We start from the raw sequence: 25,004 nt of genomic DNA on the forward strand, positions 1-25,004 counted from the left end.
CGACATTCCCGCCGGATGTGCGCGGGTTCGTGCGGGTTTCCAGGAGGTCAGGTGTCGCGACGCGTCGTCGGCGTCACGCTGGACAACCTCGACCACCTGCCCCAGCGGTGTCGCCGATGCGTTTTCTGGGAGTTGGCGCCGCACGTCCGGGAGCAGGCCGAGGAGTTCGGCGAGACCGAACTGGAGAAGGAAGCTTGGGTCTCCAGCGTGCTGCTGGAGTGGGGTTCCTGCGGCCGCATCATCTACGTGGACGGGGTTCCGGCGGGCTACGCCATGTACGCCCCTCCCGCGGCCGTGCCGCGTGGCGGAGCCTTCCCCACCGCCCCGGTGAGCGCCGATGCGGTGCTGCTCACGGCGCTGCGCGTGCAGCCCGAGTACGAGCACGGCGGGCTGGGGCGCGTACTGGTGCAGAACGTGGCGAAGGACCTGACCCGGCGCGGCGTGAAGGCCGTGGAGGCGTTCGGCGACCTGACGGGCTCGGCCTCGGGCTGCGTGATCCCGGCCGGATTCCTGCAGCAGGTGGGCTTCAAGACGGTCCGCCAGCACCCCAAGTGGCCGCGGATGCGGCTGGAACTGCGCACCGCGATCTCCTGGAAGGAAGACGTGGAAGCGGCGCTGGAGCGGCTGCTGAGCTCGGTGACGATCAAAACGGCGGAACCGATGGTCGGCGGCGCCTGACCCGCACCCAAGACCACCTGAGCCCCACGGCCCAGGTGCCCTGGCGTCCGGAGTGGTCAAGCCGCCAAGTCACCAAGTCGACAAATCCCCACTGGAACTTCCGCATCGCAGAACCCGGGTTTCGTTCGCCGCAATTTCAATGGAAATCGGACCTTCGATTTCCATTGAAATTGCGGTCGACCGCAGGAGACCAGGAGTGGTCAGGCGCCTTCGGCGCGGGCGAGCTCGTGGCGCAGCAGGTCGTCGAAGGTGAAGGTGCCCGTGGGTTGGTCGTCCTTGCCCAGCAGGTACAGCCGCTTCACCGCGACCAGCAGGCCCTCCGCCACGACGTCCCGGAACGCAGGGTCCAGCAGCCGGCTGCGGTCCCGGGCGTTGGTCAGGTAGCCGATCTCCATCCGCACCGCGGGCATCCGGGTCAGCCGCAGCACGTCCCAGGTCTTCGGGTGCGTGTGGCAGTCCCGCAGCCCCGTGCGGGCGACGATCTCGCGCTGCAGGAAACCGGCCAGGGCCTCCCCCACGGTGGACGTGGTGCCGTTGCCGGTGCCGAAGTGGAAGCTGGCCACGCCCTCCGCCAGCGGCGAGCGGTTGGCGTCGATGTGCAGCGACAGGAACATGTCGGCGCCGGCCTCGTTGGCGAAGCCGGCCCGGTCGGCGTCCGGCGGGCTCGCGTTGGGGCCGCGGGTGATCAGCGCTTCCATCCCGGTGGCGACCATCCGGCCTTCCAGCCGGCGGGCCAGGTCCCAGGTCAGGTCGGCCTCGTGCACGTTGCCCAGGCAGACCCCGCGGTCCGCACCGCCGTGCCCTGGATCGATCACGATGCGCTTGCCACGCAGCCGCGGTCCAGCGCGCCGGACCTTCTCCTGCTCCCGCAGGAACACCGGTCGCCCGCCGCGGACCTTCGGCGCGAGCTGCTTGAGCGCCCGCAGCGTGCCCGGCCCGCAGATGCCGTCCGGGTTCAGCCCGTAGTCCCGCTGGAAGCTGCGCAGCGCCTGCTCGGTCTCCCGGCCGAAGATGCCGTCCGGGCGGCCCGCGTCGAAGCCGAGCTCCAGCAGCCGCTCCTGCAGCGCGAAGACGTCGTCGCCGCTGATCGGCTTGGACACCAGGAAGGCCAGCGAGCGGTCGCCGAGCCGCCAGCGCGCGTCCGTCAGCGCCCGGTACGTCGCCGGGCCGACGACGCCGTCGGTGATCAACCCGCGTTGTTGCTGGAAGACCCGGACCGCTTGTTCCACCGCTTCGTCGTAGATCACCGGTCCCGTCCGACCGTTGGACGGAAGTAGACCCAACGCCGCAAGAGTGTTCTTGATCTCGGCAACGGCCGGACCGACGTCACCGCGGTGGAGCAGCTGCATGCACTCCTCGCTCGATTCAGGCGCCGGTTTTGGCACCGACGCGAAGGATGGCCGGGGATACCCGGGGTCCTGTTCTGCGTGCCGGGTCCGGAAGGCGGACCCGTCGGGTCATTGTGCCTTGTGTACCGGGACCCGGCGCTGCGGCCCACGGCCACCGGGGCGGACGTGCGACAACGGTCCGTGGGTGGGTGATCTCGTTGAGTGCGCGAAAACACGATCCCGCCGTCACTGTCCTATCGGAGAGACGGCGGGACCGCGTTATTCGGTTGCGTCAGATGGAGTCCAATTTCACAGGTAATCGGACAGGTCGGACTCGAGCGCGGCCTTCGGCTTGGCGCCGACGATCTGCTTGACCGGCTGGCCCTTGTCGAACAGCAGCAGGGTCGGGATCGACATCACCTGGTAGTCGCGCTGCAGGCTGGGGTTGGCGTCGATGTCCAGCTTGGCGACGACGATCTTGTCCTTGTGCTCACCGGCGATCTGCTCGAGCACCGGGGCGACCATCTTGCACGGGCCGCACCAGGTGGCCCAGAAGTCGACCAGGACCGGCTTGTCGCTGTCCAGGACCTTTTCCTTGAACGTGCTCTCGTCGACGACCACCGTGTTGGTGTCGGCCATGTTCCTTCTCCCTATCGGTTTGGTGCTGCCTGGAGTCAGTTCGCCGAGGGTCCGTAGCCGCCACCGACGAGCTCGGCGGCCATCTCGGCCGCCGGCACGTCGTGCTCGGCGAGCCAGCGCTCGGCGTCCATGGCCGCGGAGCAGCCGGAACCCGCGGCGGTGATCGCCTGCCGGTAGGTGTGGTCCACCAGGTCGCCCGCGGCGAACACGCCGGGGAGGCCGGTGTGCGTGGTGGGCTGCTGGACCTGCACGTAGCCCTCGTCGTCCACGCTGACCTGGTCGCGCACCAGCTCGCTGCGCGGGTCGTGGCCGATGGCGACGAACATGCCGCTCACGTCCAGCTCGGAGGTCTCGCCGGTGACCGTGTCGCGCAGCTTGAGGCTGCTGACGGTGGTGTCGCCGACGACCTCGGTGACCGCCTTGTTGGTCAGCCACTTGATCTTCTCGTTGGCCCGGGCCCGCTCCAGCATGATCTTGGAGGCGCGGAACTCCTCGCGGCGGTGGATGATCGTCACCGACCGAGCGAAGCGGGTCAGGAAGGTGGCCTCCTCCATCGCCGAGTCACCGCCGCCGATGACGGCGATGTCCTGGTCGCGGAAGAAGAACCCGTCGCAGGTGGCGCAGGCGGAGACGCCGCGGCCGAGCAGCCGCTCCTCGCCGGGCACGCCGAGGTAGCGGGCGGCCGCGCCCATCGCCAGGATGACGGCCTTCGCGCGGTACTCCACACCGTTGGCCAGCACGGTCTTGACCTCGCCCGAGAGATCGAGGCGTTCGACGTCCTCGGCCCGCAGCTCGGCGCCGAAGCGCTCGGCCTGGGACCGCATCTCCTGCATCAGGTCGGGCCCCATGATCCCTTCCCGGAAGCCCGGGAAGTTCTCCACTTCGGTGGTGGTCATCAACGCGCCACCGAACTGGGTGCCCTCGAAGACGAGTGGTTCGAGTTCCGCCCGTGCGGCGTACACCGCAGCGGTGTACCCGGCAGGGCCAGAGCCCACGATGATCACGTTGCGGACGTCGTCAGTCACCGCGCCCCTTCCGTCGTAGCGTCTCCGCCGCGCTCGGCGCGCGACCGTATCCGGCTCAACGCGATCCTATTCGGGTCTGTTCCCGATCATGGGGAGGCGGTGCGGCAGGGCACAGCGAAGCCGGCTCCCGTCCCATGGACCGGGAGCCGGCGGGGCTGCGTTCCGGCGGCTCAGCCGCCGAAGGTGGAGTCCGAGATCTTGGCCGGGTTGCCCGGGCCGCAGTCGGGTCCGACCGCTAAGAGGCGGAACTTGCCGAGGCCGCCTCCGGGCAGGATCAGCAGCTGGGCCGGATTCCCGTTGAGCGTGATCTCCCGCGCCCCGAGCGGCTTGCCGCCCGTGACGCCGTTGGCCTGCAGGCAGCCGATGAGCCGCTGCGGATCGGCCAGCGCGCTGCTGTACTGCTCCGAGTTCATGATCTCGCCGAACTGCTCGCCGTTCAGCGTGACCTGATCACCCTGCAGCGCCAGCGGCGCGGGTCTGCCGGTCGTCGTACCGGGCTGCGCCTGGTTGCTGTCGGAGCTCGTGCTGTTCGGCAGGACCGAGAACACCACGGCGGCGGCCGCCGCGGCCACGCCGACCAGTCCGGCGCCCAGCGTGAACTTCCGCCGGCGGCGCTGCTTGGCCGCCGCGAAGTCGATCACCTGGCCGCCCTCCTCGGCGGCTGGCGCGGGCTGCGGGGCCGCGGGCTCGGCAGGTGCCGCAGCACCGCTCTGCTCCTGGGCCCAGGCCCGGACCTCGTCCTCCAGCGCGGCGTCGATGCGTGCCGCGACGTCGTCCGGAATCGTCAGTGGCGGCAGTGCCGCCAGATCGGAACTGGTGGCGTCCAACGCCGCCAGGATCTCCCGTGCCTCCGGGTCATCCTGGACCTGGACGCGCAGTTGATCGGCGGTCTGCTGGTCCAGCACCCCCGCGTGCAGATCGGCCAGCAGGTCCAGGGACCACGGTGGTCCCTGCGGCGCCCCCGTGCGCCGTTGTTCACCACTCATCGTCCCTCCCGTCGACGGATGGCCATCGCGTCATCTGGGACGTTCGCATCTGCACTTGGGTTCCGCAGGTGCCCCAGAAGTTTGGCGAGTTTGGCCCGACCACGTGCGCACCGGCTCTTGACGGTGCCCTCCGCAACGCCCAACATCACCGCGGTCTCCGCCACGGAGTATCCCTCCACGTCCACCAGGACGATCGCGGAGCGTTGATCTTCGGGGAGTTCGGCGAGCGCCTCCTGGACCGCCATCCTGGTGTCCTGTTCGGCGATCGCGTCGCGCGGCACCGCCGGTTCGGTGGGGCCGGTTTCCGGAAGGGGGACGGTGGGACGGGCCTGGCGGCGGCGGATCCGGTCGAGGCAGGCGTTCACCACGATCCGGTGCAGCCAGGTGGTCACCTGGGATTCGGCGCGGAACGATGACGCGTTGCGGAAGGCCGAGATCATCGCGTCCTGAAGCGCATCCGCGGCGTCTTCGTGATCGCGCATGGTCCGCAGCGCAACCGCCCACAGCCGATCCCGATGTCGGCGGAAGAGCTCGGAGAACGCATGTGGATCTCCGTTGGTATGCGCCGCTATGAGTTCGGCGTCCGAGCTGACGGGGACAGACACGGAACAGAACTTTACTGTTCGTGTGAACCGGCACACCCGCCCCACTGACGAGTGATGGATCGGGCCAGGTCAACGATCGGGAGCGCGCCCAGGGGAACCCGGCGCGCGCTCCCGACCGATCAGGCGACGCTGCCGCTGACCGTGACCTCGTTGATCTGCGATGCGAATTCGCCGTTGTTGGGCACCAGCTGGGTGATCACGACCAGGATCTGCTGGCTGGGTGAATCGGCCTGGATCTGGATCGGGGTGTCTCCGGCGTTGAGCACCGCGGACCCGAGCAGCTTGCCGTCCATGCTCGGCGTGCCGTTGACCTGCCGGATCTCCACCTTGGTGCCCGCGCTCTGCGAGTTGATCACCACTTCGCGGAGCACCGCCGCACGCTCCAGCGTCAGCACCGCGCCGGTGCCGTTGCTGATGCCGCCCGGGCCGAGCTGCTGCCTGTAGTTGAACGTCGACCACCAGGTGCCGGGGTTGCCGTCGTACAGGTTCGGGATGCGAGCAGGCGCATCGGCGTCGCCGCTGGTGTTGAACGACACGCCGCCGGTGATCTTCACCGGGGTCGCGGCCGCTGGCGGCTGGACGGGTGGCGGTTGCTGGCCGCCGGGGTGGTTGCCGGATTCGCCGATGATCTGGCCCGAGCCGTGGTTGGCGTTGTTCTCGGTGAACATGCCGATCAGGGACGCCGCGATCCAGCCGACCACCAGCAGCGTGGCCACCGCGAGCACGCCGACGCTGATCATCAGCTTCTTGCGCTTCTCCTGGTCCGGCTTGGGGTCCTCGCGCCGCCAGACCTCGTTGCTCTCGGTGGACTGCCCGCTCTGCCCCACCGTGCTGGTGGTTTCGAAGGTCGCGTGCTGCTCCAGCACGCGGAGCACGGCGGCACCGGTGCGGACGCCGCCGGTGGTGCCCGTGGAGTCGGGGTTGCCCAGCGCGCGCACCGCGACCGTGGACAGCTCCAGCGGCACGGTCGGGCGCAGCGTGCGCGGCGCGACCAGGTTGCCGTCGGGGCCGGTCGGGGCGGCGGGCAGGCCCTCCGGCGCGGGGCCGAGCGCCCAGCGGCCGGTGAGCAGCAGGTACAGCGCGGAGCCGAGGCCGCGCACGTCGTCGCTGGAGGTGGCCTGAGCCATCGGGCCGGGGAAGGCCATCCGGATCTCGCCGTCCGGCGTGACCCGGATCCGCTGCGGGTGGTCGGCGCCCAGCACCAGCCCGGCGTGGTGCGCCGCCTCGACCGCGGCGGCCAGCGGCTGCAGCAGCCGGGCCGCGGTGCCGGGCGGCAGCGGGCCCTCGGCGACCAGGTCGAGCAGGTCGGTGCCGTGGGTCCACTCGGCGATCACGATGCCGAGCACGCCGTTCGGATCGCTGGAGGACTGCGTGACGACGTCGAGCACCCGCGCGACGCCGATGTGGTTGAAGGTGCTGGCGTGCATCGCGCGTTCCAGGGTCCGGCGCGCGTTCGACGCCGCCTCGGCGTCCGAGCGGTCGCCGACCAGGACCGTGAGCGCGACATCCCGTCCGAGCACACCGTCCTTGGCCCGCCACAGCTGCACGTTGCAGCGGTCGTCGACGCCGACCTGGGAAAGGAGCCGATACCGGCCATGATCCAGTACGCGGCCAGGGGTCAGCGCCTGCTCGGTCGAACCCTCGTCGCCGGACTCGTCGCGTTCCGCCGCGATCTGCTCGGTGGGTTTGCTGGTCACCTTCCCTCTCCCGCTCCTCCCGGTCCGCAAGGGGTTGCGTGCCACCCCTATCCCCCACGGAAGGAGACTTCGCCAACGAGGGTACGTGACGCGGAAGTCAGCGACGACGCAGCAAACCGGTGAGCCGCCCGATCGCCGGCTGGAGTTCCGTCACCCGCAGCAAGGACATCAGGCCGAAGATCGCCGCGAAACCGACCAGCACGCCGACGATCAGCTGCAACCATCCCGTTCCCGCGCCGGCGGTTCCGGGGATCAGCGCGTCCACGCCGAGCGTGCTCGCCCAGGCGACGAGCCCACCCAGCACCGAGGCCGTCAACGTTTTTGCCAGTGTGACAAGGAAACGCCGGCTGCCCAGCGGGCCGAGCCGGTGCCGCAGCCAGGCTTCGCCGACCAACCAACCGACCACGAACGTGAACGAGTTGACGAAGCACAGGCCGAACACCACGTGCTCGGGCGCGAGCACCGAGGGCAGCGCGAAGGCCATCAGCACCTTCACGACGGTCATCACGACCATGATCAGGGTGGGGGTGCGCGCGTCGTTGAACGCGTTGAACGTGCGCATCTGCATCATCGTCAGCGCGTAGGGCAGCACGCCGAACGCGGAGACGGCCAGGCCGAGCCCGAGGGTGTTGGCCTGTTCGAGCAGGTCTGGCTTGGCCGTCGTGAAGAGGGCCACCGCCAGCGGGACGCCGAGCGCGGTCATGACCGCGCTGATCGGCAACAAGGTCACAGTGGACAGTCGGTTGCCGAGCGACAGGTCGTCGATCACCTTGGCGTTGTCGCCGTCCGCGGCGGCGGCGCTCATCCGCGGCAGGATCGCGGTCATGATCGAGAAGCCGATCACGCCGTAGGGCAGCTGCAGCAGCATCCACGCGTACGTGTAGGTCGACAGCGCGCCGCCGGCGGCACCGGTGGCCACCCGGGTGAGCGCCCAGAGCCCCACCTGGCTGACCGCCACGTAACCGAGCATCCACAGCGCGAGCCCGCCGAACTCCGACAACCGCGGGTCCCAGCCCCACCGCCAGCGGAGCCGGAATCCGGTCTTGCGCAGCGCCGGCACCTGCACCGCGGCCTGGCAGACCACGCCGAGGGTGACGCCGACGCCCAGCACGAGCAGGTGCGCGTCGGTCATCGACACCGGGTCGATCGTGAGCCGCCCCGGCAGCAGCACGTAGACGCCGATGGTGGCGATCACGACCAGGTTGTTCACCACCGGCGCCCAGGCCGGCGGGCTGAAGATCTGCTTCGCCTGCAGGACCGCGCCGACCAGCGCGCTGATGCCGTAGAAGAAGATCTGCGGCAGCAGCAGGTACGCGAAGGCGCTGACCAGATCCCGGTTGGAGGCGTCGGAATCGGTGACCAGCGCCCAGGTCAGGATCGGCGTGCAGAGCATCGCCACCAGCGTGCCGAGCGCCAGGACCACCGTGGCCAGCGTCATCAGCGTCTGGACGAACCGCTCACCGCCGTCGGCGTCGGACTTCTTCGCCCGCACCAGCACGGGCACCACGACGCTGGTCAGCACGCCGCCGATGAGCAGCTCGAAGAGCATGTTCGGCATCGTGTTGGCCACGTTGAACGAGTCGTTCTCGACCGCGAAGCCGATCGCCCCGGCCAGCATCAGCTTCCAGAGGAAGCCGGTGATCCGGCTGGTCAGGGTGGCGATGGCCATCGATCCGCTGGCCTTGAGCAGCGACGGCTTGCCCGGCGAGACCGGGCGGATGACCTGCGTTTGCTCGGTGGCCTGCTCCGCGGCCTGGTAGACGCCGGGCTCCGGCGGCACCGCCGGGATCGGCTGGGTCTCCGCGACGTGCCAGCCGCGCGGTGCTCCCGGCGCCTGGGGCATCGCGCCGGGGCGGCGGATGGGCGCGGTCGGGCGGGCGTCGGGGCGTGGTGCCGGGCGCGGCGCGGGCCTGGGCGGCCCGGGATTACCACCGAACCGTCCGGCATCCCTGTCTCGGTTCACTGCCTCAAATCCTTCGCCCCTCGGCACACCGAGTGCACGCACCGGTCCTGTCGTTCGATCGAGGTCCACACCTATGAGTGATGGGCGTGGCCCCGCTCAGGATCTCAGTTCCGGTTCCGATCACCGTCGGTGGTGGCGATGTGGGCGGTTTCCGGCGTGCTGTCCTGCGGTGCGCCGTTCGTCGCCGCGTCGGTGGGTTCCACCGGCTCCGCGGCGTCGGCAGAGGCGGCCGCCTCGGTCCGGCGGCGCCTGGCCAGGGCCCGCTTGATGATCCGCATCGTCGACATCAGCACCAGCAACGCGGCGGCGATCCCGGTGAGGATCGGGATCAGCGAGCCGTAGTTGTTGGACTCGATCTGCAGCCGCTTGGTGGTGCCGAACTGGGTGCCGGCCTCGGTGGTGACGGTCACGTCCATGGTGAACTTGCCGGCCCGTTGCGCGTTGGTCTGCAGCAAGAACTGGCGCCGCCCGTTGGCCGGGATGGACAGCGTGCCGCCGAAGTCCTGCTGGATCTCGACACCGGGCACCGGCGGGATCCGGAACACCACGTGCACGGTGATCGGCAGGTCGTTGACCACGGTCACCGGGATCGGGCTGTCGGCCGAGTCCGTCCGCATGAGCTGGCCTTCGAAGTACTCGACGCGGACCTGCCCGAGCACGTCGTTGATCGCGACGGTCGCCCGGTCCACCCACTGGCGCGCGGCGTCGGGCTTGCCGCGCCAGGCGCTGGCGGCGCCGCGGAGCAGGCCGTTGCGCAGCGGCGTGGTGACCTGGCCGCGCTGGACGGGGCTGGACCGCTCCTCCTGGGAGGACACGTACAGGTCGCCGACCTTGAAGTTCTGCGCGGCGAGCTGGTCGAGCACCGGCTGCGGGATCTCCGCCGAACCGGCGTCCACCGGGTAGTCGAGGTCGGCCTCCGGCAGCGTGGCCGGGTCCGGCTCGGGCACCGGGGCGAGCCGGATCAGCCCGGCCTCGTTCAGCTGCTGCATGCCATCGAGCAGGGCGCGCAGGTCGTCGCCGCGGAGGTTCCAGCGACGCGGCGGCGCCAGCACCGAGGTGGCACCCGGCACCTGGCCCTGCGTCGCGCGGAACGCCAGCGCGCCGAGCGCGTTCTGAGCGGACAGCTGCCCGTTCTGCGGCGGCGACAGCGTGGTGACCTTCAGCTCCGTGTCGTGCAGCGGGTCGAGCGCGCTGGTCAGCAGCGGGTCGATCGGGACGGCGGCCATGTTCTGGCCGCGCACCCGGACTGGCGACAACGATCCGGCGGGGAGGTTCAGCGCCCGCGGCTCCAGCAGCGCGGTGCGGGGCAGATCCGCGATCGCCGGATCGGCCAGCGCGCCCTCCACCGGCCAGAGCAGGCCGCGCGGTTCGACGCCCAGGATGTTGGGGTCGCGCAACAGGCTGGCGCCGTCCAGCGCGCCCTTGACCAGGTCGGGGAGTCCGGCGCGGCCGAGCGCCACGATGTCGGCGTCGGCGTAGGGCAGCGCCATCACGCAGCGCCCGTTGGTGGCCTCGCGCAGCTTGCTCAGCCACAGGCCGGCGGCGCCGGCGCCGATGCCCTCGACCAGCGAGCCGTTGGGCTGGCGCACCAGGTAGCCGTCCTTCATGGCGCGGGCGGTGATCAGCAGGTCCGGGTCGACCGCGAAGCACAGGGCGTTGCCCACCGGAGAGCCGGGGCCCGCGCGGTCGGTCACCGCCTGCACCAGGTCGTAGAGCCGGCCGCCGGGCGCGAGCGAGGCGGAGAGCTGGTCGTCCACCAGCACCGCGCGCATGCCGCCGATGGCCTCCCGCTCCAGCCGCGGGAAGTCGACGATCGGCACCAGCATGCTGGTCTCGGTCGGCCGTTCCGGGCGAGCCTGCTCGCCGCCCGGGGTGGCGAGCACCGGCAGCAGGAACTGGGCCTGGGCGATGCGCGCGCGGCCGCCGCCGCTGGGCGCGCCGTTGACGTTGATCAGCAGCGGGTACACACCGGGCTGGCCGAGCTGCAGGGAGTTGGGGCCGGTCAGCGGGATGCGGAGCTCGACGGGGATCTGCTGACCGGGCGCGAGCCGGTCGGCGACCGAGGTGAACGCGGGCTCGGTGACGGTGGCCGGGTCGTCGCGCAACGCGCGCTGGACCGCGGGCTCGGTGGTGGTCGCGTTGCCGCGCTGGACGCGGGCCTCGACGTTGTTGATCTGGTGATCGCTGGTGTTGGTCAGCCGGCCGGTGATGACGACCTCGCCGGGCGAACTGGCACCCACCACGGATGGCGTGATCTTGGTCACGTCGAGCACGGTCGGAGACTCGCCCTGCGCGGCCGCCTGCGGGCCCGGGACCAGCGGAACCAACGCGCACAGCAACACCGCGACCAGCGCGGCAAGCAGAAACCTCACCCCGGCTCCGTTCCGCTACCTCGTGCCGGCCGGGCCCCGAGCCGCTCGCCCGCCTCGTTCGCTTCGCCGTCGCGCAGGCTCAGCGCGCGGCGCACCAGCCGACGTTCGTCGGCGTAGGCCAGTACCTCGTCCAGTTCACCAAGCGGCACCCACGCCACCTCGGTGACCTCCACGTCCTCGTCGGAAAGCTCACCGCCCACCGCATCCAGCAGGAAGTGGTGCACGGTCTTGTGTATGCGCCGGTTGCCCGCGACGAACCAGTAGTCGATCGTGCCTATCGGGGCCACCACCCGGCCGATGATGCCGGTCTCCTCGGCGACCTCGCGCACCGCGGTCTGTTCCGCGGTCTCGCCCGCCTCGATGTGGCCCTTCGGCAGCGACCAGAGCAGTCGTCCCTTGCGGTCCAGCCTCCCGATGATCGCAGCGCGGCCTTCGACGCCGTTCACCACCAGCCCACCGGCCGAGGTCTCGTCGACGGTCCGCAGCCTGCGCCGCCGGCGCCGGTTCCGACGCCCCGGCTGAGTACCGCCGGAGCGGCCGGGCGACGGGGGCATGCCGCCGATGGTAGTGCGATCAGCGCCTCCGAGTGGAGCTGGTCGCTCGGCGAACGGCCGTGGCCGGCCGCCCCCGGCGACCTCCCGCGATCCCGTTCGCGCGGCCGGGTCAACCGGCTGCTCCGCTCGTCCGGCGCCGGAGTGGCCGAGTGCGCATGCGCGCATGCCGCAGGTAGCCGGTGGGGGCCTCCTGAGCAGCCGATACCCTGGTACATCGTGTCCCCTTCCTCGCCGCACCACGACTCCGCCACGCCCGCCGAGCTGCAGGCTCGGGAGCGCCAAGCGCAGCGCAACGCCGTCGTGGAGCTGGTGAAGGTCGCACCGATCGCAGAGGAGCTCGCGCAGCGCTTCGCCGCCGCGGGCCACCGGCTGTACCTGGTCGGCGGCAGCGTGCGGGACGCGCTGCTGGGCCGGCTGGGCACCGACCTGGACTTCACCACCGACGCCCACCCGGAGCAGGTCCGCGAGCTGCTGACCGGCTGGGCGGAGACGATCTGGGACACCGGGATCCAGTTCGGCACGCTCGGCGCGTACCGGCACGGCACGACCGTGGAGATCACGACGTTCCGCGCCGACACCTACGACCGGGTCAGCCGCAATCCCGACGTCGCCTTCGGCGACACCATCGAGGGCGACCTGGTGCGCCGCGACTTCACCGTGAACGCGATGGCCATCGAGCTGCCGGCCCGCACGTTCGTCGACCGGCACGGCGGGATGGCCGACCTGGCGGAGCGGCGGCTGGACACCCCGGCCGCGCCGGAGGACTCCTTCGCCGACGACCCGCTGCGGATGCTGCGCGCCGCCCGCTTCGTCTCCCAGCTCGGCTTCACCGCGGCCGACCGGGTGGTGACGGCGATGACCGACATGGCCACCCAGATCACCCGGATCACCCCGGAGCGGGTGCAGGTCGAGCTGTCCAAGCTGCTGTGCGGCGAGCACCCGCGGCGCGGCATCGAGCTGCTGGTGGAGACCGGGCTGGCCGACCACGTGCTGCCCGAGGTGCCGGCCATGAAGCTGGAGATCGACGAGCACCACCAGCACAAGGACGTCTACCGGCACTCGCTGACCGTGCTGGACCAGGCGATCGACCTGGAGCAGGCGGCCGATCCGGACGGCGCGCCGGACCTGGTGCTGCGGCTGGCGGCGCTGCTGCACGACATCGGCAAGCCGGCCACCCGCCGGTTCGAGTCGGGCGGCGGCGTGAGCTTCCACCACCACGAGGTCGTCGGCGCGAAGATGGTCCGCAAGCGGCTGCGCGCGCTGCGCTACCCGAAGGACGTCATCAAGGACGTCGCCGACCTCGTGTTCCTGCACCTGCGCTTCCACGGCTACAGCGACGGCCAGTGGACCGACTCGGCGGTGCGCCGCTACGTCAACGACGCCGGCCCGCTGCTGCCCCGGCTGCACAAGCTGGTGCGCGCGGACTGCACGACCCGGAACAAGCGCAAGGCGTCGGCGCTTCAGCGGGCGTACGACGAACTGGAGGAGCGGATCGCGCGGATCGCCGCGGCGGAGGACCTGGCGAAGGTCCGCCCGGACCTGGACGGCAACGAGATCATCCGGCTGCTCGGCGTCGAGCCCGGGCCGGTCGTGGGCCAGGCATGGAAGCACCTGAAAGAGCTACGCCTGGACCGCGGCCCGATGTCCCACGACGAGGCCGTCGAGGAGCTGTTCAACTGGGCCCGCGAACAGGGCATCGAGGTTCCCTGAGCCATCGGTGCTCGGCCCCGCTGGCCTAACCTGCGGAGAAGTCTTCACAGGTCAGAGAGTTTTAATATTAGTGATGAATAAATCTCCCTGCGATCGCTGACTGCTGATCAGTCGTTGTTGCCGGGATCCGGGCTCTCCGGGCGGTGTCGGCGGGCCTGGTTTCGGTCAGGGTGGTTCGTGCACGGGCAACCAGTGAGATCATGCGATGGTGGGATCAGACGCGGACGTGGAACCGGGGACGCTGCTCGTCGCTGCCCCACAGCTGCTGGACCGGAACTTCCGGCGGACGGTGGTCTACGTGATCCACCACCGCGCCGAGGGCACCCTGGGCGTCGTGCTGAACCGGCCGAGCGAGGTGGCGGTGCACGACGTGCTGCCGAAGTGGGCCGAGCACGCGAGCGAACCGCAGTCGCTGTTCGTCGGCGGGCCGGTGGAGCAGCGCACGGCGATCTGCCTGGCCACGCTCCACGCGGGCCAGGACGTCGGGGCGGTCGCGGGCATGGTCGGCGTCCGCGGGCCGGTCGGCCTGGTCGACCTCGACGGCGATCCCGCCGAGCTGGTCCCCCGGGCCCGCGGCCTCCGGTTCTTCGCCGGCTACGCCGGCTGGGAGCCCGGCCAGCTCGCCGGGGAGATCGACCGCGGCGACTGGATCGTCGTGCCGGCCCTGCCGGACGACGTCATCGCCGACCCGGGCACCGAGCTCTGGGGCCGGGTCCTCCGCCGCCAGGGCCCGCCGCTGGCCTTCCTCGCCACCCACCCCGGCGACGTCAAGCTCAACTAGTTCAAGGCTTGTTCTGCGTAGCGGTGCGAGCTGCGAGGGTGGGCCGGGCGGCTTCGCCGCTTCGAAGGCAACAACCCGCCCTACCGGACTCAACGCCTGGACGGGGCCGGACCTGTGGATTGATGGGTGAGTTATCCCCAGATCTGGGAGTTATCCACAGAGTTGTGGACAGCTTCCTGTGGACAAGTCAGAGCCAGCGGCTCCGGCGGAGCATCACGTAGAGGACGCAGCACAGGCAGATGATCACCAGCAGCGCCAGCGGGTAGCCGAGGGCCCAGTGCAGCTCCGGCATGTTCTCGAAGTTCATCCCGTAGATCGCGCCGACGATGGTCGGGATCAGCGCGATCGCCGCCCACGCGGAGATCTTGCGCATGTCCTCGTTCTGCCACAGCCCGGCCCGGGCGAACTGGGCGGCGAGCACCGAATTGAGCAGCTCGTCGCAGGAGACGATCTGGCGTTCGGCCCGGATCACGTGGTCGGCCACGTTGCGGAAGTGCTGGCCGAGCAGCCCGGGCACGCCGTTGTCCTGCCGGATCAGCTGGTGCGCCACCGGCAGCAGCGGCTCGACGGCGTCGCGGAACTCCAGCACCTCGCGCTTCAGCGAGTACAGGTCCTCGGTCGGGTCGTCCCGGTTCGGGGCGAACACCCGCTGCTCCAGCGCGATGAGGTCCTCGCCGAGCTCCGCCGCGATGACCAGGTAGGAGTCCACGACCGAGTCCGTGAGCAGGTACACCATCGCCCGCGTGCCCATGGCGACGAGGTCCTGCCGGTCGGCGGCCCGCCGGTGGGCCTCGGTGGCCGGGTCCCGGTCGCCGTGCCGCACCGTGATCAGCACCCGCTCGGTCAGGAACATCATCAGCTCCGAGGTGCTGACCGCCGAGCTCTCCTCGGCGTAGCCGAGGACCTTGAGGACGATGAACTCGCAGCCCGGGTACCGCTCGAACTTGGCGCGCTGGTGGGCGCGCACGGCGTCCTCGACGGCCAGCGCGGGCAGGTCCAGCAGCCGCGCCGCCTCGTGCAGCAGGTCGAACCGCTCCGGCGGCACCTCGAGCCAGACGAAGGCGTCCGCCGGCACGTCGCGCAGCGCGTCGAGAGCCTCGCCGCCCGGGATGTCCTCGGGGCGGCCGTCGCGGAAGCGGGTGCACCTCAGCATGCCGGTCACGTTGCCACGGCTTCGCCGTGACGCGGCGCAGCAGTGGCCCGTGTTCGCCGGCGAGTCAGCTCTGCTTGGGCACGCCGCAGCAGCCGCCCGCGCAGCCACCGCAGCCGGCGGCGGGCGCCGGCGCGGGCATCGCCTCGGCGGCGCGGTTGCCGACCACACCGCCGACGGTCATCAGCGCGAAGGCGCCGACCAGCCCGAACACCGCGACCATCACGACGCTGGAGGTGGCGGCCAGCATCGGCATCGAGACACCGGCGAGCACCGCGATCGCGCCGCCCGCCAGCATCGCGGGCCCGGCGGCCCGGTTGGCGAGCTCGAAAGCGTCCTCGCTGCGCATGGCGGCGGGGGTGCGGACACCGATGTAGCGGTTGCGGACCAGTTGGCCCCGCAGCCCGCGGAAACCGAGGAACAGCAGCGCCGCCCCGCCGAGGACCAGGAGCGCGCAGAGGATCACCTGAACAGCGAACACCCCGACAGCGTAAGCCGCCACCTCATCGCTACCTGCCGGACACCCTGGTCAGGTGTGCTGACCCACATGGCGAAGAAGATTGTCCCGGCCGGTCTGCTGGCCGTCTCACTGCTGGTCGCCGCGGCGGCACCGGCGGCGGCGAAGACTGACGAGGTCGCCCTGGCGGGCGAGCTGACCCTGCCGCACGCGATGGAGTTCGACGGCACCACGGTCGGCGGCCTCTCCGGCATCGACTACAACCCGCGCACCGGCGAATGGGTGCTGATCAGCGACGATCGCTCCGATCGGCAGCCCGCGCGGTTCTACACCGCGAGCTTCGACGGCGGCGGCTTCCGGCTGACCGGCACCAAGCCGCTGCTGCGGCCGGACGGCACGACCTACCCGAAGGGCACCGTGGACCCGGAGGACGTCCGCTGGGATCCGTGGTCCGACACGATCTGGTGGACGAGCGAGGGCGAGCGGGCCGCGCAGCTGATCGACCCGTCGATCTCCAGCGTCGGCGTGGGCGGCCACTCCTCCCAAGAACTGCCGCTGCCGGCGAACCTGCGGATGGAGCCGGCCGCCGGGCCGAAGCAGAACGAGGTGCTGGAGGGCCTGACGTTCGCCGCCGGCGGCAGCCGGGTGGTCACCGCGATGGAGGGGCCGCTGCTGCAGGACGGCGAGTCGCCGACCGTCGAGCACGGCGCGCTGTCCCGGATCACCGTGCAGTCCCGGTCCGGCCGGGTGCAGGGCCAGTACGCCTACCCGCTGGACCCGGTGTTCGCCGAGTCCCCCACCGGCGGTTTCGCCAACAACGGCGTCAGCGCGCTGCTGGCCGACCGCGACGGGTACCTGGTGGTGGAGCGCTCGTTCGTGACCGGCGTCGGCAACTCGATCCGGATCTACCGGATCACCACCCGCGGCGCGACCGACGTGCAGCACGTCTCGTCGCTGCAGGAGGCGAAGGTGCGCCCGGTCCGCAAGGAGCTGGTGGCCGACCTCGCGGACCTGGGGCTGAGCACGATCGACAACGTCGAGGGCATGACCTGGGGCCCGCGGCTGCCGGACGGCCGCCGCAGCCTGGTGCTGGTCAGCGACGACAACTTCGCCCCGAACCAGACCACGCAGGTGATCACGTTGTCCGTGCGGTGAGGTGCGTTACCCTGGGTTCGTGAGCACACGTCTGCTTCTTGCGAGGCCGCGTTGAACGTCCGGTAGCGACGCTTCGACGCGGCGACCCCTCATGCCCACCAGGGCCTGGGGGGTTTTCCATTTTCGGGAGGCGGCACACTAAGAGCGCATGACCCGCGCGTTCGGGCGAGAAGGCAGGGAAGGACGCAACACGATGAGTGGCCAGGCAGAGGGCTCGACGACCGGGGTTGCCGAAGAGGTCCCGCAGTTCCGCTACACGGCGGAAACGGCGACCGAGATCGAGCAGCGTTGGCAGCGACTCTGGGAGGAGCGGGGCACGTTCCACGCGCCGAACCCCGTCGGGTCACTCAAGGGCGACGTCCCCGAGGACAAGCTGTTCGTCCAGGACATGTTCCCCTACCCCTCCGGCGCCGGGCTGCACGTCGGCCACCCGCTGGGCTTCATCGGCACCGACGTCTACGCCCGCTACCACCGGATGCTGGGCCGCAACGTGCTGCACACGATGGGCTTCGACTCGTTCGGCCTGCCCGCCGAGCAGTACGCGGTGCAGACCGGCACGCACCCGCGGACCACGACCGAGCAGAACATCGAGCGCTACCTGGGGCAGATCCGCCGCCTGGGCCTGGGCCACGACGAGCGTCGCCGCGTCGCGACCACCGACATCGAGTTCTACCGCTGGACGCAGTGGATCTTCCTGCAGGTCTTCAACTCCTGGTACGACACCGAGGCCAACGGCGGCAAGGGCCGCGCCCGGCCGATCGGCGAGCTGGTCGAGCAGTTCGCCACCGGTGAGCGCGCCACCCCGGACGGCCGCCCGTGGGGCGAGCTGACCGACGGCGAGCAGCGCCGGGTCGTCGACTCGTACCGGCTGGCCTACCTGTCCGAGGCGCCGGTGAACTGGGCGCCCGGCCTGGGCACCGTGGTCGCGAACGAGGAGGTCACCGCCGACGGGCTGACCGAGCGCGGCAACTTCCCGGTGTTCCGCCGCAACCTCAAGCAGTGGATGATGCGGATCACCGCCTACGCCGACCGCCTGGTCGACGACCTGGACCGGCTGGACTGGTCGGACAAGGTCAAGACCATGCAGCGGAATTGGATCGGCCGCTCGCAGGGCGCCAACGTCCGGTTCCCGCTGGACGGTTCGGCCGACCACATCGAGGTGTTCACCACCCGCCCGGACACCCTGTTCGGCGTGACCTACATGGTGCTGGCGCCGGAGCACCCGCTGGTCGACGAGCTGACCGCGACCGCGTGGCCGGCGGAGGTCGACGACCGCTGGACCGGCGGCGCGGCGACCCCGGCGGAGGCGGTCGCGCAGTACCGGCGCGCGGCGTCGATGAAGTCCGACCTGGACCGCCAGGAGAACAAGGAGAAGACCGGCGTCTTCACCGGTGCCTGGGCGACGAACCCGGTCAACGGCAGCCAGATCCCGGTGTTCATCGCCGACTACGTGCTGATGGGCTACGGCACCGGCGCGATCATGGCGGTGCCCGGCCAGGACCAGCGCGACTGGGACTTCGCGTCCGTCTTCGGCCTGCCGATCATCCGCACGGTGCAGCCGTCGGACGGCTTCGACGGCGACGCGTTCACCGGCGACGGCCCGGCGATCAACTCGGCCTCGGAGACCACCGGGCTGAGCCTGGACGGCCTGGACATCGCCGACGCGAAGAAGACGGTCATCGCCTGGCTGGAGGATCACGGCCACGGCCGGGGCACCGTCCAGTACAAGCTGCGCGACTGGCTGTTCGCGCGGCAGCGCTACTGGGGCGAGCCGTTCCCGATCGTCTACGGCGAGGACGGCATCCCGCGCGGGCTGCCGGAGGACCAGCTGCCGGTCGAGCTGCCTGAGGTGGAGGACTACTCGCCGCGCACCTTCGAACCGGAGGACGCCGACAGCGAGCCGGCGCCGCCGCTGGCCAAGGCCACCGACTGGGCCGAGGTGGAGCTGGACCTGGGCGACGGGCTGAAGCACTACAAGCGGGACACCAACGTGATGCCGCAGTGGGCCGGTTCCTGCTGGTACCAGCTGCGCTACATCGACCCGGACAACTCGGAGCGGTTCGTCGACCCGGCCAACGAGCAGTACTGGATGGGCAAGCGCCCGGAGCTGCACGGCCCCAACGACCCGGGCGGCGTCGACCTGTACATCGGCGGCATGGAGCACGCGGTCCTGCACCTGCTGTACTCCCGCTTCTGGCACAAGGTGCTGCACGACCTGGGCTACCTGCAGTCGGAGGAGCCGTACCGGCGGCTGTACAACCAGGGCTACATCCAGGCCTACGCGTACACCGACTCGCGCGGTGTGTACGTCCCGGCCGAGGAGGTGGAGGAGCGTGACGGCAAGTTCTTCCACAACGGCCAGGAGGTCAACCGCGAGTTCGGAAAGATGGGCAAGAGCCTGAAGAACTCCGTCTCCCCGGACGAGATGGCCGACTCCTACGGCGCGGACACGCTGCGGCTGTACGAGATGGCGATGGGCCCGCTGGAGGCCTCGCGGCCGTGGGCGACCAAGGACGTCATCGGCTCGCACCGGTTCCTGCAGCGGCTGTGGCGCAACGTCGTCGACGAGAACAGCGGTGAGCTGCGGCTGACCGACGAGCAGCCGGACACCGAGGTGCTGCGCGCACTGCACAAGACCATCGCCGGGGTCCGGGAGGACTACTCGGCGCTGCGGTTCAACACCGCGGTGGCGAAGCTGATCGAGTTCAACAACCGGATCACCAAGGCGTACTCGTCGGCGGCGGGCACGCCGCGGTCGGTGGTGGAGCCGCTGGTGCTGATGGTCGCGCCGCTGACGCCGCACCTGGCCGAGGAGCTGTGGGCCCGGCTGGGGCACGGCGACAGCCTGGCGCACGGCCCGTTCCCGGTGGCCGACGAGCAGTACCTGGTCGAGGACACGCTGGAGTACCCGATCCAGGTCAACGGAAAGGTGCGGTCCCGCGTCGTGGTGCCGGCGTCGGCCGACCAGGACGCCGTCAAGGCGGCCGCGCTGGCGGACGAGAAGATCGTCGCCGCGCTGGACGGCAAGGACCCGCGGAAGGTCATCGTCGTCCCGGGCCGCCTGGTCAACGTCGTCGCCTGATCCCGCCCGGTCGTAGGGCGCCTTCTCGGTGAAGGCGCCCTACGACGGGAGCTCATCTGCTCTTCGCGGGATGCAGGAGGTTCAGGGGTCCGTCGTTGAGCAGGGCCTTGACCTGCTCCGCGCCGGTGACCGGCAGTCCGTCGCGGTCGAGGAGCCCGACCTGGACCAGCAGCGATGCCTGGTCCCAGTAGACGTGCTCGTAGGCCACCTTGCCGTTCGCGCACCCGATCACCGCCACCGCGGCGATCTCCACCCGGCGGCCGGTCGGGGCGATGCCGGGCAGCAGCGCGTCGATGACCCGGTCGTGGGTGAAGGTGATGACCATTTCGTCGACCACGCGCTCGGCGTCGGCGGTCCGCGACAAGCGGGTGATGTTGATGTCGTCGGGCCACTGACCGATGAAGTGGTCGCGGTAGAACCGGGAAACGGCGGCCCGGCCGACCCCGCCCGCCGTGGTGGGCACGTGGTTGACCACGGGTTTCCTGGTCATCGTCGCCATCGTCGCGGCCACGTCCTTCATGACGAACTCGTCGGCCAAGTGCTCGTCGAAGATCGCGCCGAGATCGGTGTTGCCGGGGTCCGAGCTCATGCAACTGCACCTCCTGAACCTCGTGAGAACAGCGGGTGTCGAACTGCAACGGGGTGATTGCGGTGGCCGCCGGTGGCCGGCGCCCTAGTGATCTTCTGCCGCGTCCGGCCGATCCGCACTCCCCCAACGAGACGCTCACCGGGTCCGGTGGCGGCGAGCTAGCTCACATGGCGGGGTTACTGACGAGTAACTACGCTCGGAGCAGCCGGTACCGACGAGTGGAGGCCGCGATGGGAAGCTCCGGATTCGACGCACGCGAGCTCGCGACGCTGCTGGACGGCCGCTGGGCCGACGTCCGCAAGCAGGTCCGCGACACCCTCGACGGCGTCCCGCTGCCGCCGGCGGACGGTCTCGACACCGAGAGCCACCGCGCGCAGACCCTCGAACAGCTGCGCCTGCTGGCCAAGTCCGGCATCACCGACCTCGGCTTCCCGGTCGCCTACGGTGGCCGCGGCGACACCGGCGGTTCCGTGGTGTCGCTGGAGATGCTGCCCGGCAACCTGTCCCTGATGGTCAAGGCCGGTGTCCAATGGGGACTGTTCGGCGGCGCGGTCGTCGCGCTGGGCACCGAACGCCACCACGAGCGCTACCTGCGCGACATCATGAGCCTGGACCTGCCGGGCTGCTTCGCGATGACCGAGACCGGCCACGGCTCCGACGTGCAGAACCTGCGCACCACGGCCACCTACGACCCGGCGACGCAGGAATTCGTGGTGCACACGCCGCACGAGGCGGCGCGCAAGGAGTACATCGGCAACGCCGCGCGGGACGGCCGGCTGGCGGTGGTCTTCGCACAGCTGATCACCGGTGGAGAGAGCCACGGCGTGCACGCGCTGCTGGTGCCGATCCGGGACGAGGCCGGGCAGCCCGCGCCGGGCGTGCGGATCGAGGACTGCGGCCGCAAGGCCGGGCTCAACGGCGTCGACAACGGCCGGCTGTACTTCGACCAGGTGCGGGTGCCGCGCGAGGCGCTGCTCAACCGCTACGGCGACGTCGAACCGGACGGCACCTACCGGAGCCCGATCAGCAGCAAGGGCAAGCGGTTCTTCACCATGCTCGGCACCCTGATCCGCGGCCGGATCTCGGTCGCCGGAACCGCGGGCGGCGCGACCAAGCTGGCGCTGGAGATCGCCCTGCGCTACGGCGACGCCCGCCGCCAGTTCGAGCGGCCCGGCACCGGCGAGGAGGCCGTGGTGCTGGACTACCTGGCGCACCAGCGGAAACTCCTGCCCGCGCTGGCGAAGACGTTCGCTCTGCACTTCGCGCAGGAAGAGCTGGTGGCCACCCTGCACGACGCGCCCAGCGGCGAGCGCGAGCAGCGCGAGCTGGAATCCCGCGCCGCGGGGCTGAAGGCGGTCTCGACCTGGCACGCGACGCAGACCATCCAGACCTGCCGCGAGGCCTGCGGCGGCGCGGGCTACCTGGCGGAGAACCAGCTGGCGCAGCTCAAGGCCGACACCGACGTGTTCACCACGTTCGAGGGTGACAACACGGTGCTGCTGCAGCTGGTCGCCAAGGGCCTGCTGACGAACTACAAGGACCAGTTCGACGACCTGGGCACGCTCGGCATGGCCAAGTTCATCGCCGACCAGTTCGTGGGCGCGGTGATCGAGCGGACCGCGACGCGTTCCCTGGTGCAGCGGATCATCGACGGCTCCGGCAAGGACGACATCCTCGACCGCGGCTGGCAGCTGAAGATGTTCGACGACCGCGAGCGGCACGTGCTCGACGGCCTGGGCCGCCGCCTGCGGAAGGCCAACCGCGACAACGCGTTCGAGGTCTTCAACAACGCGCAGGACCACGTGCTGCGCGCCGCTCGCGCGCACGTGGATCGCATCGTGCTGGAGGCGTTCGTCGCGGCGATCGAGCGCTGCCGAGACCGGCGCACCGCCGCGCTGCTGAACAAGCTCTGCGACCTGTACGTGCTGTCCAACATCGAGGCGGACCGCGCTTGGTTCCTGGAGCACGAGCGGATCTCGCCGCGCCGGTCGAAGGCGATCACGGAGGCGGTCAACGTGCTGTGCGGCCAGATCCGCCCGCACGCGGTGGACCTGGTAGCGGGCTTCGGCATCCCGCGCCAGTGGCTCACGGCCCCGATCGCCACGGGAGCGGAAGCCGACCGCCAGGACGCCCAGCGTGCGCACGACGCCCGGTGATCCGCCCGGCGCCGGAGGGCTCCCGATTGGAAATGGGGAGCCCTCCACCCGTGGCCGGACCGCGCACCTACCGGTGAATGTCCGATGTGGACGTGGGGTTCGTGGTGCCGGTCAGCTGCGGAACAGGGCGTTGAAGCCGCCGAAGTCCACGGCGTCCGCGATCGAACCGTAGGTGCCGTGCTCCAGCGCCTCCCGAATCCCCTTGCGGGCCAGTGCGTACGCCGCCTGCGCCACCGCCGCGCCGAGGCTGACGCGGGCCGCTCCCGCCTCCGCCAGTTCCGAGACGGCAGGTGCACCCGGCCCGGCCAGGACGTTCAGCGGCCGCTCGATGTTCTTCGCCAGCTCGGCGACCACCGCAAGATCGGTGATGCCGGGGACGAAGATCCCGGACGCCCCGGCCTCCGCGTAGGCGGCCGCGCGGCCGATGGCGTCGCGCAACCGCTCGGCCGGGTCGTCGTGGACCGGGCGCAGGAAGGGGTCGGTGCGCGCGTTGATGAACAGCGGGATCTGCGCTTCGTCGGCCGCCGCACGGGCAGCGGCGATGCGCGCGACCTGCTCCTCGACCGGGCGCAGGGACGGCCCGACGCCGTCTTCGATGTTGACGCCGATCGCGCCCGCCGCCAGCACCAGGCGGATGGTTTCCCCGACGCCGTCGGCGTTTTCGGCGAATCCGCCTTCTACGTCCGCGGTGACCGGTAGGTCCACCGCGGCGGCGATGCGCGCGATGAGCTCGACGGCGAGACCCCGGTCGAGCGCGTTGCCGTCCGCCGCGCCGAGGCTCCACGCGACGCCGGCGCTGGTGGTCGCCACCGCCGCGGCCCCGGCCTCCTCGACCAGCCGCGCGCTGGCCACGTCCCAGGCGTTCGCCAGGACCAGCGGGGCCCGGTCGGTGTGCAGCGAGTGGAAGAGTTCTGCCTTGTCCTGCTGGGTGATCGTCATGCCGCCAGTCCACCACGCTCGGGCGACAGGCGTTCTCCGCCGTGACCAGCGGATGAACAAGAAGTGGATCTCAGGTGGAACCGTGGCGGCTCCCGTGCGTCACAGGGAGGTACTACGGACGCCGAAATGTTTGAGAGGCACGATGTCCAACCTCCTCCGCAAAGTCGCGATCACCGCGGTCAGCGGCGCGTTCCTGCTCAGCACCGCTGCGACGACCACGGCCGCGGCCGAGGAAGGCGATGCCGACCAGGGCATCAAGTGCGAGACGAAAGCCGGCGGTAATGGCCCGTTCTACAGCGGCCCGTCGGCGTCGGAGGTCTACGACAAGGCCTTCGGCAAGGGCCCGGCGGTCCCGGGCCTGGACAAGTACACGCCGCAGGGCATTTCGCCCTGGTACAACTGGGACGGCCCCAACAGCGACCTGCTGCTGGTGACCGAGTACGGCGAGAAGGGCCAGGACGCGCGCATCGTCGGCATCGATCCGAAGACCGGCAAGCACGTCGGCACCGTCGCCATCGCCGAGTCGCACGTCGGCGGCATCACGGTCAGCAAGGGCTGGGCCTTCGTGCAGGGCCGCGACTCCGGCAAGTGGGACACGATCCGCAAGTACAAGCTGTCCGACATCAAGGATGCCATGAAGAAGGGCGGCGTCCCGTACGTCAAGCAGGACGGCCAGGGACGCCGGGTGTACGCGGCGTCGTTCATCTCCAGCTACGGGGACACCCTGTACGCGGGCAAGTTCAACGACGGCGGCCGCGGCAAGATGTTCTCGTACAAGATCAACGAGAACGGCTCGCTGACCACGGAGCACGGCTACGAGGTGCCCACCAAGACGCAGGGCCTGATGGTCACGAAGGACAAGTTCATCTTCAGCACGTCCTACGGCCGCGACAAGCGCAGCAACGTCTTCGTGGTGGACAAGGACGCGACGGACATCGACAAGCCGTCCACGAAGTGCTTCCGCGCCCCGAGCATGGCCGAGGGCATCACGGAGTACAAGGGCGACGCCTACCTGCTCTTCGAGTCGGGTTCCTACAAGTACCGCGACGCCCGCAACGTGATCGAGAACCTCCACAAGGGGAACATCTCGGCGATCACCAACTTCTGACCCCCTCAGACGGAGCAGCGGCCCGAGCAC

The 25,004-nt window shown here is 70.5% G+C and carries 20 protein-coding genes; 7 read left to right on the forward strand and 13 right to left on the reverse strand.

The genetic code is table 11. The annotated features are described in order from the left end of the window. The first annotated feature begins 51 nt into the window (after positions 1-51). Entirely contained in the window at positions 52-678 is a 627-nt protein-coding gene (locus AB0H93_RS06395; RefSeq protein ID WP_358568247.1) for a GNAT family N-acetyltransferase, read from the forward strand. Between the two features lie 200 nt (positions 679-878). Here the strand turns inward: AB0H93_RS06395 and AB0H93_RS06400 are convergent, their stop codons facing one another. The 9 genes from AB0H93_RS06400 to AB0H93_RS06440 form a co-directional block, all read right to left on the reverse strand. Further along, positions 879-2,027 (reverse strand): N-acetylmuramoyl-L-alanine amidase, encoded by a 1,149-nt coding sequence (locus AB0H93_RS06400; protein WP_358313089.1) that lies wholly within the window; start codon positions 2,025-2,027, stop codon positions 879-881. Positions 2,028-2,315: 288 nt separating this feature from the next. Continuing rightward, positions 2,316-2,645: a thioredoxin gene (gene trxA, locus AB0H93_RS06405; protein ID WP_358568250.1), complete on the reverse strand. Its 330-nt coding sequence runs from the start codon at positions 2,643-2,645 to the stop codon at positions 2,316-2,318. 35 nt (positions 2,646-2,680) lie between these two features. Further along, positions 2,681-3,670, reverse strand: coding sequence for a thioredoxin-disulfide reductase (gene trxB, locus AB0H93_RS06410; protein WP_358568253.1), 990 nt, complete (start codon positions 3,668-3,670; stop codon positions 2,681-2,683). Between the two features lie 170 nt (positions 3,671-3,840). After that, positions 3,841-4,656, reverse strand: a complete 816-nt coding sequence (locus AB0H93_RS06415) for a hypothetical protein (RefSeq protein ID WP_358568256.1) — start codon at positions 4,654-4,656, stop codon at positions 3,841-3,843. Beyond that, positions 4,653-5,261: an RNA polymerase sigma factor SigM gene (gene sigM / locus AB0H93_RS06420; protein ID WP_093260861.1), complete on the reverse strand. Its 609-nt coding sequence runs from the start codon at positions 5,259-5,261 to the stop codon at positions 4,653-4,655. The genes AB0H93_RS06415 and sigM overlap by 4 nt, the downstream gene beginning before the upstream one ends. A 119-nt stretch (positions 5,262-5,380) precedes the next feature. Then, positions 5,381-6,958, reverse strand: a complete 1,578-nt coding sequence (locus AB0H93_RS06425) for a protein kinase family protein (RefSeq protein WP_358568259.1) — start codon at positions 6,956-6,958, stop codon at positions 5,381-5,383. Between the two features lie 97 nt (positions 6,959-7,055). Continuing rightward, the gene (murJ, locus tag AB0H93_RS06430; protein WP_358568262.1) at positions 7,056-8,921 is read right to left on the reverse strand and encodes a murein biosynthesis integral membrane protein MurJ; all 1,866 of its coding nucleotides are present in this window, start codon (positions 8,919-8,921) and stop codon (positions 7,056-7,058) included. A 104-nt stretch (positions 8,922-9,025) separates the two neighbouring features. Beyond that, positions 9,026-11,293 (reverse strand): DUF6049 family protein, encoded by a 2,268-nt coding sequence (locus AB0H93_RS06435; protein ID WP_358568265.1) that lies wholly within the window; start codon positions 11,291-11,293, stop codon positions 9,026-9,028. Beyond that, positions 11,290-11,847, reverse strand: a complete 558-nt coding sequence (locus AB0H93_RS06440) for an NUDIX hydrolase (RefSeq protein ID WP_358568268.1) — start codon at positions 11,845-11,847, stop codon at positions 11,290-11,292. The genes AB0H93_RS06435 and AB0H93_RS06440 overlap by 4 nt, the downstream gene beginning before the upstream one ends. Before the next feature lie 261 nt (positions 11,848-12,108). Between AB0H93_RS06440 and AB0H93_RS06445 the strand changes: the two genes are divergently transcribed. Beyond that, on the forward strand, positions 12,109-13,557 hold the full coding sequence (locus AB0H93_RS06445) for a CCA tRNA nucleotidyltransferase (protein WP_358568503.1): 1,449 nt from the start codon (positions 12,109-12,111) through the stop codon (positions 13,555-13,557). A 205-nt stretch (positions 13,558-13,762) separates the two neighbouring features. Continuing rightward, complete coding sequence (locus AB0H93_RS06450; protein ID WP_358568271.1) at positions 13,763-14,338, forward strand: YqgE/AlgH family protein; 576 nt, start codon at positions 13,763-13,765, stop codon at positions 14,336-14,338. A gap of 187 nt (positions 14,339-14,525) precedes the next feature. On the opposite strand, the gene AB0H93_RS06455 is transcribed toward AB0H93_RS06450, so the two are convergent. Together AB0H93_RS06455 and AB0H93_RS06460 are read right to left on the reverse strand one after the other, a co-directional pair. Then, on the reverse strand, positions 14,526-15,491 hold the full coding sequence (locus tag AB0H93_RS06455) for a magnesium and cobalt transport protein CorA (protein WP_358568274.1): 966 nt from the start codon (positions 15,489-15,491) through the stop codon (positions 14,526-14,528). Positions 15,492-15,555: 64 nt separating this feature from the next. Then, positions 15,556-15,969 (reverse strand): SdpI family protein, encoded by a 414-nt coding sequence (locus AB0H93_RS06460; protein ID WP_358568277.1) that lies wholly within the window; start codon positions 15,967-15,969, stop codon positions 15,556-15,558. 66 nt (positions 15,970-16,035) lie between these two features. Between AB0H93_RS06460 and AB0H93_RS06465 the strand changes: the two genes are divergently transcribed. Further along, positions 16,036-17,100: an esterase-like activity of phytase family protein gene (locus AB0H93_RS06465; protein WP_358568280.1), complete on the forward strand. Its 1,065-nt coding sequence runs from the start codon at positions 16,036-16,038 to the stop codon at positions 17,098-17,100. A gap of 193 nt (positions 17,101-17,293) precedes the next feature. Continuing rightward, positions 17,294-20,182, forward strand: coding sequence for a leucine--tRNA ligase (gene leuS / locus AB0H93_RS06470; protein WP_358568282.1), 2,889 nt, complete (start codon positions 17,294-17,296; stop codon positions 20,180-20,182). Positions 20,183-20,234: 52 nt separating this feature from the next. On the opposite strand, the gene AB0H93_RS06475 is transcribed toward leuS, so the two are convergent. Beyond that, positions 20,235-20,771 carry a nuclear transport factor 2 family protein gene (locus tag AB0H93_RS06475; RefSeq protein WP_358568285.1) on the reverse strand — a complete coding sequence of 179 codons (537 nt, stop codon included), beginning with the start codon at positions 20,769-20,771 and terminating at the stop codon, positions 20,235-20,237. Positions 20,772-21,001: 230 nt separating this feature from the next. Between AB0H93_RS06475 and AB0H93_RS06480 the strand changes: the two genes are divergently transcribed. Beyond that, entirely contained in the window at positions 21,002-22,927 is a 1,926-nt protein-coding gene (locus AB0H93_RS06480; protein ID WP_358568288.1) for an acyl-CoA dehydrogenase, read from the forward strand. Between the two features lie 111 nt (positions 22,928-23,038). On the opposite strand, the gene AB0H93_RS06485 is transcribed toward AB0H93_RS06480, so the two are convergent. Continuing rightward, on the reverse strand, positions 23,039-23,866 hold the full coding sequence (locus tag AB0H93_RS06485; RefSeq protein ID WP_358568291.1) for an isocitrate lyase/phosphoenolpyruvate mutase family protein: 828 nt from the start codon (positions 23,864-23,866) through the stop codon (positions 23,039-23,041). A gap of 142 nt (positions 23,867-24,008) precedes the next feature. On the opposite strand from AB0H93_RS06485, the gene AB0H93_RS06490 reads away from it, so the two are divergent. Continuing rightward, positions 24,009-24,974: a hypothetical protein gene (locus tag AB0H93_RS06490; RefSeq protein ID WP_358568294.1), complete on the forward strand. Its 966-nt coding sequence runs from the start codon at positions 24,009-24,011 to the stop codon at positions 24,972-24,974. The last annotated feature ends 30 nt before the right edge of the window (positions 24,975-25,004 follow it).

The organism is Saccharopolyspora sp. NPDC050642, from assembly GCF_040654735.1.
Taxonomy (GTDB): Bacteria; Actinomycetota; Actinomycetes; order Mycobacteriales; family Pseudonocardiaceae; genus Saccharopolyspora; species Saccharopolyspora elongata.

Coding starts and splice junctions, on each gene's coding strand:
- AB0H93_RS06400 (WP_358313089.1), bottom strand. CDS start 2,027: ATGCAGCTGCTCCACCGCGGTGACGTCGGTCCGGCCGTTGCCGAGATC.
- AB0H93_RS06465 (WP_358568280.1), top strand. CDS start 16,036: ATGGCGAAGAAGATTGTCCCGGCCGGTCTGCTGGCCGTCTCACTGCTG.
- AB0H93_RS06440 (WP_358568268.1), bottom strand. CDS start 11,847: ATGCCCCCGTCGCCCGGCCGCTCCGGCGGTACTCAGCCGGGGCGTCGG.
- AB0H93_RS06475 (WP_358568285.1), bottom strand. CDS start 20,771: ATGAGCTCGGACCCCGGCAACACCGATCTCGGCGCGATCTTCGACGAG.
- AB0H93_RS06480 (WP_358568288.1), top strand. CDS start 21,002: ATGGGAAGCTCCGGATTCGACGCACGCGAGCTCGCGACGCTGCTGGAC.
- AB0H93_RS06415 (WP_358568256.1), bottom strand. CDS start 4,656: ATGAGTGGTGAACAACGGCGCACGGGGGCGCCGCAGGGACCACCGTGG.
- AB0H93_RS06450 (WP_358568271.1), top strand. CDS start 13,763: ATGGTGGGATCAGACGCGGACGTGGAACCGGGGACGCTGCTCGTCGCT.
- trxA (WP_358568250.1), bottom strand. CDS start 2,645: ATGGCCGACACCAACACGGTGGTCGTCGACGAGAGCACGTTCAAGGAA.
- AB0H93_RS06455 (WP_358568274.1), bottom strand. CDS start 15,491: ATGCTGAGGTGCACCCGCTTCCGCGACGGCCGCCCCGAGGACATCCCG.
- AB0H93_RS06490 (WP_358568294.1), top strand. CDS start 24,009: ATGTCCAACCTCCTCCGCAAAGTCGCGATCACCGCGGTCAGCGGCGCG.
- AB0H93_RS06485 (WP_358568291.1), bottom strand. CDS start 23,866: ATGACGATCACCCAGCAGGACAAGGCAGAACTCTTCCACTCGCTGCAC.
- leuS (WP_358568282.1), top strand. CDS start 17,294: ATGAGTGGCCAGGCAGAGGGCTCGACGACCGGGGTTGCCGAAGAGGTC.